This window comes from Flammeovirga sp. EKP202 (assembly GCF_014534745.1).
GTDB lineage: Bacteria > Bacteroidota > Bacteroidia > Cytophagales > Flammeovirgaceae > Flammeovirga.
Map to the genome: position 1 here is coordinate 204,952 of NZ_JACVVP010000002.1, position 14,746 is coordinate 219,697.

General features: G+C 35.5%; 14 protein-coding genes. 3 read left to right on the forward strand and 11 right to left on the reverse strand.

Annotation, left to right across the window (positions count from 1 at the left end; all coding sequences use genetic code 11):
- Positions 1-38: 38 nt before the first annotated feature.
- From IC221_RS01915 to IC221_RS01960, 10 genes are all read right to left on the reverse strand, one after another.
- A complete protein-coding gene (locus IC221_RS01915) occupies positions 39-440 on the reverse strand; it encodes a hypothetical protein (protein WP_188167351.1) in 402 nt (133 codons plus the stop codon).
- Positions 441-468: 28 nt separating this feature from the next.
- Entirely contained in the window at positions 469-1,722 is a 1,254-nt protein-coding gene (locus IC221_RS01920; protein WP_188167352.1) for a serine hydrolase, read from the reverse strand.
- A 209-nt stretch (positions 1,723-1,931) separates the two neighbouring features.
- Entirely contained in the window at positions 1,932-2,636 is a 705-nt protein-coding gene (locus tag IC221_RS01925) for a hypothetical protein (RefSeq protein WP_188167353.1), read from the reverse strand.
- Positions 2,637-2,674: 38 nt separating this feature from the next.
- Positions 2,675-3,820: a hypothetical protein gene (locus IC221_RS01930; protein ID WP_188167354.1), complete on the reverse strand. Its 1,146-nt coding sequence runs from the start codon at positions 3,818-3,820 to the stop codon at positions 2,675-2,677.
- A 152-nt stretch (positions 3,821-3,972) separates the two neighbouring features.
- A complete protein-coding gene (locus IC221_RS01935; RefSeq protein ID WP_188167355.1) occupies positions 3,973-4,281 on the reverse strand; it encodes a hypothetical protein in 309 nt (102 codons plus the stop codon).
- 219 nt (positions 4,282-4,500) lie between these two features.
- The gene (gene mnmE, locus IC221_RS01940; protein ID WP_188167356.1) at positions 4,501-5,880 is read right to left on the reverse strand and encodes a tRNA uridine-5-carboxymethylaminomethyl(34) synthesis GTPase MnmE; all 1,380 of its coding nucleotides are present in this window, start codon (positions 5,878-5,880) and stop codon (positions 4,501-4,503) included.
- A 174-nt stretch (positions 5,881-6,054) separates the two neighbouring features.
- Positions 6,055-6,849 (reverse strand): type 1 glutamine amidotransferase domain-containing protein, encoded by a 795-nt coding sequence (locus tag IC221_RS01945; RefSeq protein ID WP_188167357.1) that lies wholly within the window; start codon positions 6,847-6,849, stop codon positions 6,055-6,057.
- A gap of 95 nt (positions 6,850-6,944) precedes the next feature.
- Positions 6,945-7,517 (reverse strand): Crp/Fnr family transcriptional regulator, encoded by a 573-nt coding sequence (locus IC221_RS01950; RefSeq protein ID WP_188167358.1) that lies wholly within the window; start codon positions 7,515-7,517, stop codon positions 6,945-6,947.
- Positions 7,518-7,615: 98 nt separating this feature from the next.
- Positions 7,616-8,815 (reverse strand): FecR family protein, encoded by a 1,200-nt coding sequence (locus IC221_RS01955; RefSeq protein WP_188167359.1) that lies wholly within the window; start codon positions 8,813-8,815, stop codon positions 7,616-7,618.
- Positions 8,816-8,990: 175 nt separating this feature from the next.
- Positions 8,991-9,620 carry an RNA polymerase sigma-70 factor gene (locus tag IC221_RS01960; protein ID WP_044208989.1) on the reverse strand — a complete coding sequence of 210 codons (630 nt, stop codon included), beginning with the start codon at positions 9,618-9,620 and terminating at the stop codon, positions 8,991-8,993.
- A 337-nt stretch (positions 9,621-9,957) separates the two neighbouring features.
- Between IC221_RS01960 and nth the strand changes: the two genes are divergently transcribed.
- The 3 genes from nth (at position 9,958) to IC221_RS01975 (ending at position 14,312) form a co-directional block, all read left to right on the forward strand.
- Entirely contained in the window at positions 9,958-10,644 is a 687-nt protein-coding gene (gene nth, locus IC221_RS01965; RefSeq protein ID WP_188167360.1) for an endonuclease III, read from the forward strand.
- 274 nt (positions 10,645-10,918) lie between these two features.
- The gene (nagB, locus tag IC221_RS01970) at positions 10,919-12,850 is read left to right on the forward strand and encodes a glucosamine-6-phosphate deaminase (protein WP_188167361.1); all 1,932 of its coding nucleotides are present in this window, start codon (positions 10,919-10,921) and stop codon (positions 12,848-12,850) included.
- 199 nt (positions 12,851-13,049) lie between these two features.
- The gene (locus tag IC221_RS01975) at positions 13,050-14,312 is read left to right on the forward strand and encodes an exo-beta-N-acetylmuramidase NamZ domain-containing protein (protein ID WP_188167362.1); all 1,263 of its coding nucleotides are present in this window, start codon (positions 13,050-13,052) and stop codon (positions 14,310-14,312) included.
- A gap of 11 nt (positions 14,313-14,323) precedes the next feature.
- Here the strand turns inward: IC221_RS01975 and IC221_RS01980 are convergent, their stop codons facing one another.
- Positions 14,324-14,701, reverse strand: a complete 378-nt coding sequence (locus IC221_RS01980) for a TerB family tellurite resistance protein (protein ID WP_188167363.1) — start codon at positions 14,699-14,701, stop codon at positions 14,324-14,326.
- Positions 14,702-14,746 lie beyond the last annotated feature (45 nt).

The window sequence follows — 14,746 nt, forward strand, 5'->3', positions numbered from 1 at the left end:
TATTGAACAAGATTCAATGGCAGGTTATTGTAAGTTTATTATAAGATTGGAAGTTCAGGTTGTAGACCATTAGGGTCACCATCACATGGATTATTAAACTCAATTTTAGTTCCTTGTAGATTGACCGCTTCCCTTAATTCTTTAATATTTTCTACATCACTACAATTTCTAACTATAGCATAAAACTCTAAATCATACAATCCATCAGGTCTTCCGAATGCCATACAGAAATGTTGTTCTTCATTCTCTCCTATAAATAGTAAATTTAAATTATTGTTATCTAATTTATCTACTCTGTAAATATTTTGAGCTTCATTTCTATAGTAAGCTCCTTGTTCAAAGACTGGGTATGAAGGCCTAGGTTCTTCACGTCTATTTTTTGAACAAGAGAACAAACCCATGAAAATTGTAATGACGAAGATAATTTTAAACGCTTTCATAATTATTTTGTTTATTAAGATTGATAAATTATTTAGATACATTTTGTTCATCTGCTCTTAGATTTTTAATGATGCCGAGTGCCATCGATTTTGTAGTGTAATATTTATCTAACTCAGCATTTACAGCCCAGTCTTGAAGGAATATTACAGATATACCAGACGACAAATCGCTAAAGCCTAATTGACCATAAGACCCACTTGAATAGATGATTTTTTCATTATTGATATAATAACTTTGAGAACCGTAAGTGATATCGTCCCCTAATAGCTTCCCTATTTCATTTTTGCCAATTAGGTTTTTTCTTTCATCTGTTACAGAGGTGTAGTAACTATGTGGGGCGTTCCCTTGAGCAATCCATTGATGGAATAAAGCAAAATCTCTTGCAGAAATACTAATACCATAACAGCCTGCAGCATTCCCGTTTTTAGTTACAGCGATTGAACCATCTTGATTTGCACCAAATTCCTTGAATAAACCACTAAGTAATTCGTTAAAAGGAAGCTTTGTTACTACCTGACATAAATACACCAATGCGTCAGTGTTTTTATCTGTATAGTTAAATTCTGTACCTGCCGTAGCTATTGTTTCAGATTGAGCTATCACCTCAATATTACCCTGAGGATTACCTTCTTGAAGACCAATTTCAACTTCATACTTTTGGCCATCAGCACCTTCTGTATGTAAATCCAATAACGTTGGTAAACCACTAGTCATATCGAGTACTTGTTGTACTGTTGCTTTGCCAATAGGTGTCCCTTTGAACTCTTGGATATAGAAATCCATTCGTTCTTCAGGGTTAATTTGTTTATTATCTATCAACTGATGAGTGATCACTCCAACAAACGTTTTAGAGGCCGATTGTAGTAAATTGGTTTGATCTACAGTAAATCCATTATCATAATATTCTGCAAGGATTGTATTGTTTTTCATAATCACAAACCCTTTTACCTGATTGGCTTGTAAACGTTCAATGTAAGTATGTGATGAATCAAAAGAGGTGTTTAAATTATATTTATAATCTAAAGTGATTTCTATTGGAAGTTGAGATTTCGACACTGGGGCGGTTCCAATAGTTGAGTATTTATCCCAATTAGCACTTACATAGCTATTATAAGGCCATTGTTGCATATTCTGTGGTGTGATATCTTGAATAGAATATGCCCTATGAAAATCTTGAACATCATATCCACTACCAAATGCAGAAGGAGTATTTTGAGCAAAAAGATTCGAATATCCTAAAATTATAAGTATTCCTGTTGTTAATGCTGATATTACTTTCATTGTATTATAATTTATATTTTGGTAAATGATTACAATACAAATGTGCTTAAAAAGTATAGGAGATATAAGTAACGGGGAGTAACGGGGAGTTATGTGATCATCATTTATTTTTTGGGAAAATAAATCAGAAACCTCAAAAAAACTTTAAGGTCAACACTCTAAGAATGTTGACCTTGTTGACAAAAAAATCAAATTATTGTTTTGATCATTTATAAGAAAATAGAAATTCCTGTTCTTATAGTATTACCATAATGTTGTGATGTTGTCACTGTTGTAGTCCATTGTAAATTTTTACTGATCGTTACATAAGATCCTAATTCAAAAGATAAGTCTGTTTGAGAGTGGCGGAAATCTGGTAGTTGTATTGCCGGATTAGCCCTTAGAAAAAACTTATCATTAATTTGAATTGGGGTAACTACCTGAAAACTTATACCATGCTGTACAGCACCTTGAAAGTTTGATCTATACTGATAAGAGATGATTGGAAAGAACTGAACTTTCTCCCAGGCCATTACACCTAACAATACACCCGGACTAATCATCCACATATCATCATTAGTATCAGGAGCAATGACATCAACACTTGCTCCCCAAGTTCCCATGACCCGATCATATTGTTTATTCACAACATGAAATACTCTCAGTCGGGCATTCTCAATATTTACTTTACCTGAGTTATTATCATACATAACAGGTAGTTCTCCTACAATCATTGTTTTACCATCTGCCGAAGCTTTATCAATTGAGAACCTCATTCCTACACTACTCTCTGATATTTCACCTTCAGCCATCACCGAAGTATAAAGATTAGTAGGTTTAGCATTATCAATTTCAGGAGTGGTATCTTGTGCTGTTACAGCAAATGATTTTATACATAAGATGGCTATAACAATAGGTATAAATATTTTTTTCATGACAATATATAATAGGTTTGTTTGTTGTATAGATTGAATTACTTAGAAACCGTATTACTCTTTAAATTGATCTTCGTGTAATCCACAAACCTAGGGTTGTCTGGCGTGATATAAGCAACTCCATTTACAACATCAAAAATCATTGTTTGCACAGTTACAAATGTTGATTCTGGAGCATCTTTAGAGATATTAATTGGACGAACACTAAATAAATGTTGCATCGATTTTACAGAAAGTTCAGGTGTATATTCTAAAAATAAACCTGCAGCATCTTCTCTTGCAAAAGTATTAGCGGTAAAACTGTTAGCCGTGTAAATATCAAATTTTTCTAAAATTGCATCTTTTGTGACTTGTGTGTGATTAGCACTATAACTGCCTCTTTCATTGTGGTTAGCTACTTCAAGTCTATCTGAGAAAACTCTAACTGCAAAATGATTACCTTGGTCATCTGCAACAGTAAAATTAATAGGAGAAGGAGTAGCATACCCTTCTATTTTTTCCAAAAATTCTTTTGCGGATTTACATTGTACAGCCATGGCAAATACTGCATCCGTTGAAACTATATTGTCTTTACCTAAAGTATTACCTGATTCTATATCTATAATTGTATTTAAAACTATTCCCACATGTTCTCCCATACCTTGAAAATGTGCTCCATCTGTAGGAATAAATAAAGAATTTTTCGTCCTAATCATTACCGTTGGTGCTCCTTTAAGGAAATCAATCCCCATGTCATTATTTTGGCCAACAATTCCATTATTAAAAGCCATAGAGGTACATCCTTTTAAAGCTTTTTTAATCTTGGTCTTACCATATTCAGACACTTCAACATCCACATAACTTGCTTCAGCAAACAATTGAACAACATCTACTCCTCTTATTTCTGCTTGTTTTTCCATCATTGCCACATATTCAGGAGCTATTTTACGGTTATTTTCTACCACATGAGCATATTGTTTTAAAACCTCAGAAGGAACAGTATCTCTATCAATCTTAGAAAGATATTCTGCTAACTGATAATCGGACTTATCTGTAAAATCAAGAACTTCTACTTTTGTCTGTACTGGCTGACGTTGTGCATTAAAGTAATCTAAATTATCTCCGGCTACTTGAGCATTTGAATATTTAATTCCAGTTAATAACATTAAGAATAAGAACGCTAAGAATAAATTATATTTTTTCATCACTTGTATATTTTCTATGGTTGAATTTGAATGAAATAAAGATTACAATGGTTTGATTAAGGCAACCCAAAGTGAAAAACCTATTTAATCATCATCAGTATAAATTATTTTGCGAACTGATACTGATTAAAAACCTTGGTTAATTGAATAGATTAATCACAATCTCTTTCCCAATGCTGATCATCATGATCCCACTCCCAGTGACAACCAATTGGAAGCCTTTCTGAAGGAGGATTATTTCTATCATATCTTCCTCCTGAATATCTACCATCACATTCTCTTTCCCACTCGCGATCATCATGATCCCATTTCCAATAGCAACCATTAGGCAATGAAGATGATGGTTTAGGAGGTCTTTCATAGTAGTCATCATGATCATCTCCACATGAAACGAATAATGAACTCATTGATAAAGCTAACATGAATAATAAATTGCGAGATAACTGTTTTGTGTTTTTCATTTTTGTATAATTTTAAATTGATAACGATACAAAGATGAAGGGTTTCGAACTCCCATATAAGTAACTTACTGTAACGAGGGGTTACGTAACTTATAAGTACTAAGACAAAATTATATAAGACTAATTCCTATTATTTTTTCTCATTAGGTAAACTAGAAAGTACAAAAAAAGAGGGCAAAAACCCTCTTTTCAATATCCTTAAAGCTATAAATTCTGTACCTACTTGCCGATACAGAACTTACTAAAAATATTCTCCAACAAATCATCCGTAGTTACCTCACCAGTGATCTCACCCAAATGATGCAATGACGTACGAATATCTAATGCCAAGAAATCTCCAGTCATACCCATTTCGACTCCGTTGATTACATCGTCTAATGCTTTCATGGTTTCGCGGAGTGATTGATAGTGACGGGCGTTGGTGACCATTGTATTTCCTGATTGTACTTTATCAAGATTAACGAGATGTAGTGCACGCTCTTTTAACTCTTCAACTCCTGTGCCTTTATCGGCTGAAATTTCTAAAAGATGCTCTGAGAATTCTTTGAATTCTGCTGATAAACCGTTTTCTAATTGATCTAGTTTGTTAGCGACAAGAATATAGGGTACACCTAATTGTTCTAGGGCTTCAACTTCTGCTTTTACGTCTTCGAAAGTGGAAGTGGCTGCATCAAACATATACATGATCAATGAAGCCTTTTTCATTTTTTCGTAAGAACGTTGTACACCGATAGCCTCTACTCTATCTTGTGTTTCGCGAAGCCCTGCCGTATCTACAAAACGGAAGGTTACGCCACCGATATTGATTTCATCTTCGATAAAGTCACGAGTGGTACCTGCTACGTCTGATACGATTGCTTTTTCTTCATTCAGAAGGGCGTTCAATAGTGTTGATTTTCCGGCATTGGGTTTACCTGCAATAACGGTGGGAACACCATTTTTCAGCACGTTACCCATAGAGAAGGAATCGATCAAGGCTTTGATTACGCGTTTTAATTCGTTGATCAAATCGACTAACTCATCTCTTGAAGCAAATTCCACATCTTCTTCTGAGAAATCTAATTCCAATTCGATCATGGATGCGAAGTGGATCAGCTTTTCGCGAAGTGCTTTGATATCTTTTGAAAAACCTCCACGCATTTGTTGCATAGCGGCGTCTCTTGAAGCATGTGAATCGGCGGCGATCAAATCAGCTACGGCTTCTGCTTGTGCTAAGTCGAGTTTTCCATTGGCAAATGCACGTTGGGTAAACTCTCCTGCTTTGGCGTAGCGGGCTCCTGTTTTCATAAAAAGCTGGAGCAATTGATCGACGATAAACTGAGAACCGTGACATGAAACTTCCACGGTATTCTCTCCTGTATATGACTTAGGCCCATAGAAAATAGTCGCCAATACTTCATCTACAATAGTTCCATCCTCTTCACGGATAGTACCAAAATGTGCCGTATGACCTTCTTGTTTTTCTAGGTTTTTCCCTTTGAAAACTTTGTTTACAATTTTAATGGCATCAGGTCCTGACAAACGAATGACATGGATGGCTGACTGCCCTGGTACTGTTGCTAAGGCAACAATTGTATCTAATTCTAACGTATTATGCATTAGGTTGATATTAAATTCAGTGCAAAGATACAGTTAATTTTTTTAAGGTCATTTTTATTCAAAGTCATTCGTATTCTACCAATAAAAAAGTGGTAAAACTATATCAAATAGCTTTACCACTTTTAAATATTTGTTGAATTTATTCTTTTGACCTAGAATCTAATACACTTGAAATTAGTTCAATTGCTTCAATAATTTTTCAGCTACTAACTCTGATGAAGCAGGATTTTGACCTGTGATGATCAATCCGTCTTCTACTGCATACGCTGACCAGTCTGCACCTTTTGAGTAAGTACCTCCATTTTCTTGTAACATATCTTCTACTAAGAAAGGAACGATGTCAGTCAATTGGATAGCCGCCTCCTCAGTGTTAGAGAAACCTGTTACTTTTTTACCTTTCACCAATGGAGCACCATCTTTTGCTTTTACATTTTTGAAAATAGCCGGCGCGTGACACACTGCAGAAACAGGCTTACCTGAATTGTAAAAGTCTTGAATCAATGCAATTGAATTCTCATCTGTTGCCAAATCCCACAATGGACCGTGACCACCTGGATAGAATACTGCATCATAATCAGCCGCATTGACTGTAGATAATTTTAAAGTATTCGCCATTTGAGCTTTCGCTTCCTCATCTGCTTTAAAACGAACTGTTGATGGAGTTTGAGCATCTTTGGCATCACTTTTTGGATCAAATGGAGGTTGTCCGCCTTTCGGTGAAGCTAATGTAATTTCAACGCCTTTATCTTTTAGGAAGTAATAAGGAGTCGCAAACTCTTCAATCCAGAAACCTGTTTTTTCTCCTGAACCACCTAATTGATCATGACTGGTTAAAACGAATAAAACCTTTTTTACAGCTTTCGTTTCACTCTTTGTTTCTTTTGATGATTGAGAAGAATTGTCTGCTCCACATGAAGCAAAAATTAAAGTCGATAATAAACCGATTAAGAAGTTTTTAATATTGATCATAACTGTTTTATTTTTTGATGATGCAAAGCTCAAAAAAATAATTCAGTGAAAAAATTGATCTATGATAAGAAAAGACGAAAGGTCAAATAAAGCAACTAATGCTTCGCTATTTCCCTTCTGATTCTACTTAGGCTTTCTGTTGTAATACCTAAAAAGGATGCAATGTGATAGTTTTTAATATGGGTTTCAATTTCCTTATGAGTTTGAAGAAAATCAAGGTATTTCTCTTTGGCTGTTTTTGATAGATCATTAATGATTCGCTTTTGAAAAGCTCCAAAACTATGCTCCATTTTTTCTCTGAAGAAACTTTCTACTTTCGGTATGTTTTCAAAAATCTCAATTTGAGCTTCCCTTGAAAATTCTAATACAGTTGTTTTCTGAATGCTTTCAATCGTTAAAACAGCAGGGTTTCCATCAAAAAAGGCCGTATAATCACTGATCCACCAATCATGAATCGCAAATTGCAAAGTATGATCTCTTTCGTGAGTGTCTTCAAAAAAAGAACGTAAGCAACCTTCTAAAACATAATATTGTGAAAGCGTTGGCTGTCCTTTTTCTAATAAAATATCTCCTTTGCTTAGCTCTAATTTCTGACACCTTTCTTGGATGAAGGTATATTCTGATTCGGTTAATTCTAGGCCTTTAAAGATTTCTGTGATTGATTTCATACTCAAAAATAACCAATCTTATAGAAATTTTCGGATAATAAAAAACCACTCTATTACTAGAGTGGTTTTCAAGATATTTCAATAGATGTAGAAAAGTGTTATTTCAATACCACTGTTCCATCTTCTAATTTTTCAGTATCACAACCAACAACTTCTGAAACTTGTTCAATCACTGTCTCCAATGTTTTATTTCTAAAAGTACCAGTGAATTTACGTTTCTCTAATTGTTTGTTTTCGATAACAATAGAAGTATTGTATGCTTTTCCAATTTCTTTAATGGCATCTGAAAGGTTTGCACCTTTGAAAGAAAGTTCTGTTTGCATTAATGAAGCGGCATTGAGCTCTTGCTCATACACAGTTTTACTCACTGTACCATCTGCAATAGCACCTGTTTCATTTTTGACTAAAACAACATACTCTCCTGATTCTTTACTTTCGAATCTAACCTTACCTGTCACTACCTCTACTTGATTTTGCGTCAAGTGGAAAGACGTACCCAATACGGTAGTTGTTGCTTCTGAAGTGATGATATTAAACGCATGTTCTTCATCTCTTTTTACTTCAAAGAAGGCGTCACCCTCTAGGGAAACTACTCTATCGTTGTCACCAAAAGATTCTGGGTAACGAATAGAACTTTCTTTGTTCAGCCAAACTTTTGTACCATCAGGTAGCTTCACCAAAGCAGTAGTATTGCCTGTCTCTTTTTGCAACATCTGTACTTTATCACTGTCTAAATAGTAGAACATTGACAAGCCTAATGTCAACAAAATAGCTACAGCTGCAGCCATACTGTTAGGGAATGACCATGTTGAAGTATTGTTTTTCTTTGCTGAAAGGTTTTTCTCCACTTTAAAAGCTGGAGCCTCCTTTTTCTCTTCAGCAGAAACATTCATTCTTAATAACATTTTTGCCATTGCAGCATCCATGTCTTCAGAAGATACGTCTTTACGTTGTTTCTTACCAAGCGAACCAGCAGCAGACCAAATGTCCAATACTTCCTCACTCACCTCATTAGATTGGTTTTCTAATGTAGTAGCAATTTTTGTTTCTTCAGATTCAACTTCCAAAATCTTATCCCAGATTTCGTTTACTTTAGCATCTAATCGAGAAGAATTTAGTATACGCTTCTTTTCTTGACCTATAGTAGTGGATTGAATCCAGATCTCTGTTACTTCTGAAAGAACACTCTTAAAAGTCTCATCGGTTTCAGCCAGCTGTTTTGCTTTAACAACAGCCATTTGATCACCACCTAAACTTTCTGCAATCAGTGTCCAATCAATGTTAATTTCCTTATCCATGTTGTATCGGATAAATATGATAAATTCTTTATTACTCTATAATAATCGTAAGGACAAGTCATGATGAATATTCATTTTAAGTCCTTTATTTTTTATGACTCTTCATAGCGGAATCACACAATATAATCGTCCTTAAAGCCAAGACAATTGAAATGCATGGCAAGACAAAAAAAATCTAAAATAAATTGAATTGTAATAAATAGTCAATGATCAAGCCAATCACTATTCCACCTTCCAATGCCATTAGACTAGGGTCTACATGCCCTTTTAATTTTTCTCTTAATTGTTTTAATGCTAAGCCAATTTGATAATGCACTGTTCTTACAGGAATATCCAATGCGTCTGCAATTTCTTTGTAAGTCAAATCCTCAAAACGACTCATCTTAAAAATTTCTTTCATTTTTTCCGGCAACTCTTCAATCGCTTCCGACAGACGCTTTTCTAATTCTGAAAAGTGATAAGTGTCCTCCGTGTCATTACTTGAAATAACCATTCTTTCAGCAACCCCTTTCTGATAATCACGTTCAAAATTTCTTCTCTTGATAAAATTCAACGTATGATTTCTTGCTGATCGGTATAAATACGCTTTTAATGAAAGATTTATATTTAAAGATTCTCTTTTACTCCAAAAATTGACAAATATATCCTGTACCAACTCCTCGGCAGTTTCCCAGTCTTTTACCATTCCATTGATAAAGTTGAGGATTGCCTGATAGTATTCCTTTGTTATATATTCCCAAGCGAAACGATCACCCCCCTTCACAAGGTCAATCAATGCCTCTTCTTCTAAGTTTTCGAAATTCATTAGATTAAATATCGATTTTTATTGATTTTAGTACTAAAAAATGTTGTCTATCCCTCGTAAACTTCTTCTAAATATTCATTAGAATACTTGTTAATCACTCTTATTTGGTTTCACGCTTCCAGTTCAACTCTAACTTGAATGAAAAACAAAATCAACGATTTCTGATCACCTCTATCTTAGCACTTCTTATTTATTCTGAAGCTATAATCACACAATATATTTAAAAAATAGTGTATTATAAACCTACATAGTGAAAAAATGAATTATTCGTTACCTCGATGTTTATATAAAACCTTGATACTTTCATAAATTGCTGTCTCAATTAAAACTATAAACAATGACTAAGCAGGAAAAAGTTCAAGATATCGTTCAAACTTTACAAGGTTTATACCCTAATCCACCCATTCCATTAGACCACAAAGATCCATTTACACTACTTGTCGCAGTGGCCTTATCAGCACAATGTACTGACGAAAGAGTAAACAAGATTACCCCTCTATTGTTTGCCAAAGCAGACAATCCTTATGATATGATGCAATTGAGCGTGGAAGAAATCAGAGAGATTATCAAACCTTGTGGACTTTCGCCGATGAAATCAAAAGGCATTTACGGGATGTCGAAGATTATAGTAGAGAAATTTGGAGGCAAAGTGCCTGATAACTTTAAGGACTTAGAGTCATTACCTTCTGTAGGACACAAAACTGCTTCGGTCGTGATGTCACAAGCTTTCGGTGTTCCGGCATTCCCTGTAGATACGCATATTCACAGATTGATGTACCGTTGGGGGCTGTCTACTGGAAAAAGCGTGGAGCAAACGGAAAAAGATGCTAAACGACTATTCGATGAGAAAGACTGGAATGACCTTCATCTTCAGATTATCTATTTTGGTAGAGAATATTGTCCTGCACAGCGTCATGATCCAAATGAATGCCCGATCTGCTCTAAACATGGTCGAAAAACACTTTTCACTGAAAAAAAATCATCGAACCCGAAGAAAAAGAAAAAAACTCTAAGTAAAAAGTAAATAAAAAGTGGTACGGTTACGGATTACTTCATGTGCGGTTAACATAGAATTCAATCTGTACGTGGTTATCATAGGAAGTTAACACCCCTTTTAGCGTATTAACATTAATTACTACGTCAAACAACGCCTCTTTTTAGATAAACGGCGTTTAACTATAGACGAATGTTTTGTACCGAAAAACTTATGTGGAGCGGTGATCACTTTCTAAATTTGAGCATAAATCAATTTCAATTATTGATTTTATAATACCACTACAAAGTAAAATTGAATGACTATGAACACAACATTGTTGAACCAACAAGTAATGACGGACAGAGAATTTGAACGTCTTCAAACCTACACTTTTTCAACAAATGCTGAAGCGTCTACTGTGATTGCACATGAAATCGCTGATCTTATTAGAGATAAAGCTTCAAAAGGTGAAAATGCAGTATTAGGCTTAGCAACAGGTTCTTCTCCTTTAAAGGTTTATGATGAATTAATTCGTTTACATAAAGAAGAAGGATTGTCATTTAAAAATGTAATTACTTTTAACCTGGACGAATATTATCCTATGCAACCTGATTCAGTACATTCTTATGTACGTTTCATGAAGGAAAACTTATTCGACCACATTGATATTCAAGAAAAAAACATCCACATTCCTGACGGTACTTTAGCGATCGAAAATGTTTATGCTTTCTGTAAAGACTATGAGTCGAAGATTGCAAATGCAGGTGGATTGGATATACAAATATTAGGTATTGGTCGTACAGGTCACATTGGTTTCAACGAGCCAGGCTCAACAGAAAACAGCCGTACTCGTATGGTGACTTTAGATGCAGTCACTCGTATTGACGCTGCTCCTTCTTTTGGTGGTTTGGATTTCGTTCCGAAACGTGCCATCACAATGGGTGTAAAACCAATCATGCAAGCTAAGAGAATCATTATGATGGCTTGGGGTTCTGGTAAAGCGCCTATCGTAAAGAAAATGGTAGAGGGCGATATCTCAATGCAAGTACCTGCAACTTTCCTACAAAAACACGATAATGTTTCTGTATTTATCGATGAAGGTGCTACAGAACAATTGACACGTATCACAACTCCTTGGTTAGTTTCAGAAGTAGAGTGGACTACTGCTATGGTAAAGAAAGCGGTAGTTTGGTTAGCTTATAAAACAGGTAAACCTGTATTGAAATTAACAAACAAGGATTACTTGGAAAGTGGTTTAGATAGCTTATTATCCACTAAAGGTTCTGCTTACGATTTGAACATCGAAGTATTCAACCTTTTACAACATACAATTACAGGATGGCCAGGCGGTAAGCCTTCAGCAGACGACACACAACGTCCTGAAAGAGCTGTTCCTGCGAAGAAACGTGTAATTATCTTCTCTCCTCACCCTGATGATGACGTAATTTCAATGGGTGGTACGTTCCAACGTTTAGTGGACCAAGGACATGAAGTACACGTTGCTTACCAAACTTCTGGTAACATTGCCGTTTCTGATGATGATGCTCGTAGATATGCTACATTTGCGAACTCATTGATGGACAAATTCGGTTTTGGATCTGCTGAATCAAAATCTAAATTCAAGGAGATTACAGGTTTCCTTGATGCCAAAGAAGAAGGTGATATTGATTCACTAGCAGTAAGACAAATCAAAGGTCAGATTCGTAGAGATGAGTCGATTGCGGCATGTCGTTACACTGGTATTCCAAAAGAACAAGTACACTTCTTAGATTTACCTTTCTATGAAACAGGAAAAGTTCGTAAAAACCCAGTAGGTGAAGCGGACATTGAGATCATCAAGAATATTATTTCTGATATCAAGCCTCACCAAATCTACGCCGCAGGTGACTTAGCGGACCCGCATGGTACGCACCGTGTATGCTTAGATGCTATCTTTGCTGCTTTAGAGGAGTTGAAAACTGAAGAGTACATGAAAGACTGTTGGGTTTGGATGTACAGAGGTGCATGGCATGAGTGGCCAATCGACGAAATCGAAATGGCTGTACCAATGTCACCTGAGCAAGTTCTTACAAAAAGAAAAGCCATTTTCTTCCATGAGTCACAAAAAGATGGCGTAGTATTCCAAGGAACAGATGACCGTGAATTCTGGCAAAGAGCAGAAGAGCGTAATTCGGATACTGCGAAATTATACAATGCACTTGGTCTAGCAGAATATGAAGCAATGGAAGCGTTTGTACGCTACCACTTCATCTAATATGATATATAAAAGTGTGCGATAAAATAGATTGAATTAGAAACGTCTGGGAGAAATCTCAGACGTTTTTTTGTTTCAAGACAAATACCTTTTCACAAATCAATTTTTTATTGAGTATCTTTATTTAATAATCATCTTCTCTAGAGAAAGCCATCTTGCAAAGGTCTATCTCGACTTAATTTAAACCAACCGATTTTTAATGAAGTATTCCAATTATTATCCTCTAAGAACATTACTATTTACCTTATTATTTTTCAACTCCATCATCACTTTTTCTCAAACTTCTACACCACTTGTTAAAGTAGGCATAGAGGTATTGAGAGATCAAAATTTCAAGGCATTAGAAGGGAAAAGAGTAGGATTAGTGACTAACCCCACGGGAATTGATCATGATTTTGTCTCAACTGTAGATATATTATTCCAAGCAAAAAATGTCAACCTCACAGCACTTTATGGACCTGAGCACGGTGTGCGTGGCGATACAGATGCCGGTGCTCATGTGGATAGTAATACGGACGCAGTGACGGGACTTCCTGTTTATTCACTTTATGGAAAAACAAGAAAACCTACAGCAGCTATGCTCCAAAACGTAGATGTAATTGTGTATGACATTCAAGATATTGGGGTAAGATCTTATACTTTTATCAGTACATTGGGGTTAGTGATGGAAGCAGCAGCTGAGAATAATAAAGAGGTCATTGTATTGGATAGACCCAACCCTCTAGGTGGCAATAAAATTGAAGGAAACATTGTTGAGCCGGGCTACTTTTCTTTTGTAAGTCAATTTCCTATTCCTTATATCTATGGTTTGACGGTAGGTGAGTTGGCCTATATGATGAACTATGAAGGATGGTTAAAAAATAAGACGCAATGCAAGCTCAATGTTATTCCGATGAAAGGCTGGAAAAGAGAGATGCGCTTTCAAGATACAGGGAGACATTGGGTGCCTACTTCACCACATATTCCATTTCCTGAAGTGGCTGAACTTTACCCTGCTAGTGGTATTATAGGAGAACTAGAAGGAAACTTTATTGGAATTGGCTATACCCTGCCATTTACACTATTTGGAGCAGAATATATCAATACAGCTCAGTTTGCTCAACATTTAAATGCATTAAACTTAGAAGGTGTATATTTCAGGGGGCTTTCTTTTACACCTTATTATAAAGAGAAAAAAGGGATAAAATTACATGGAGTTCAGGTGTATGTCACCGATTATGATAAGGTTCGATTATCTGAAATCCAGTTTCATGTATTAGCAGTTCATCATCAATTGCATCCTGCTAAAGACCTTTTCAATGCTCATCAAAATAGATGGGGAATGTTTGATAAAGTGTGTGGAAGTAACAAAATCAGAGAAGGGTTTATGGCTTCTTATACTTTCGATGGAATTAAAAATTACTGGAGAAAAGACGAGGCAGCCTTTAAGAAAAAAGCTGCCGTATATTTAATGTATCGCTAAGTTGATACTTTTTAAGATTGTATTGTTTCAAGGTCTTTTTTAAACCTTGTCAAAAGATCATGGGAGAAGGATTGCATCACGGCTGTCTCGTTATCATCTACACCGTCAGCCGCCTCTGCTACTACTTCCATGGCTTTTATAAATTCTTGATACTCATTGGTAGGGCCGTAATGTTTACAATAATCAATTACCTTGTTGTAAACATCCTCTACAGGTGTATCTTTTTGAGCTTCATAATTGAAAGACCGTCTGATGTCTTCACCATAAGGATGGTCTTTAAAGTAGTTTTCCAGAACTGCTTTTTCTTCTTCTTGAATCACACCATCCGCTTTTGCCACCACAAATAATAGTTCGCCTAAAATCTCGTATAGTTTTTCTTTATCCGACATAACAATTAAAGTATTAAGTTGAAATAAGTACTTTAGGGTATACGT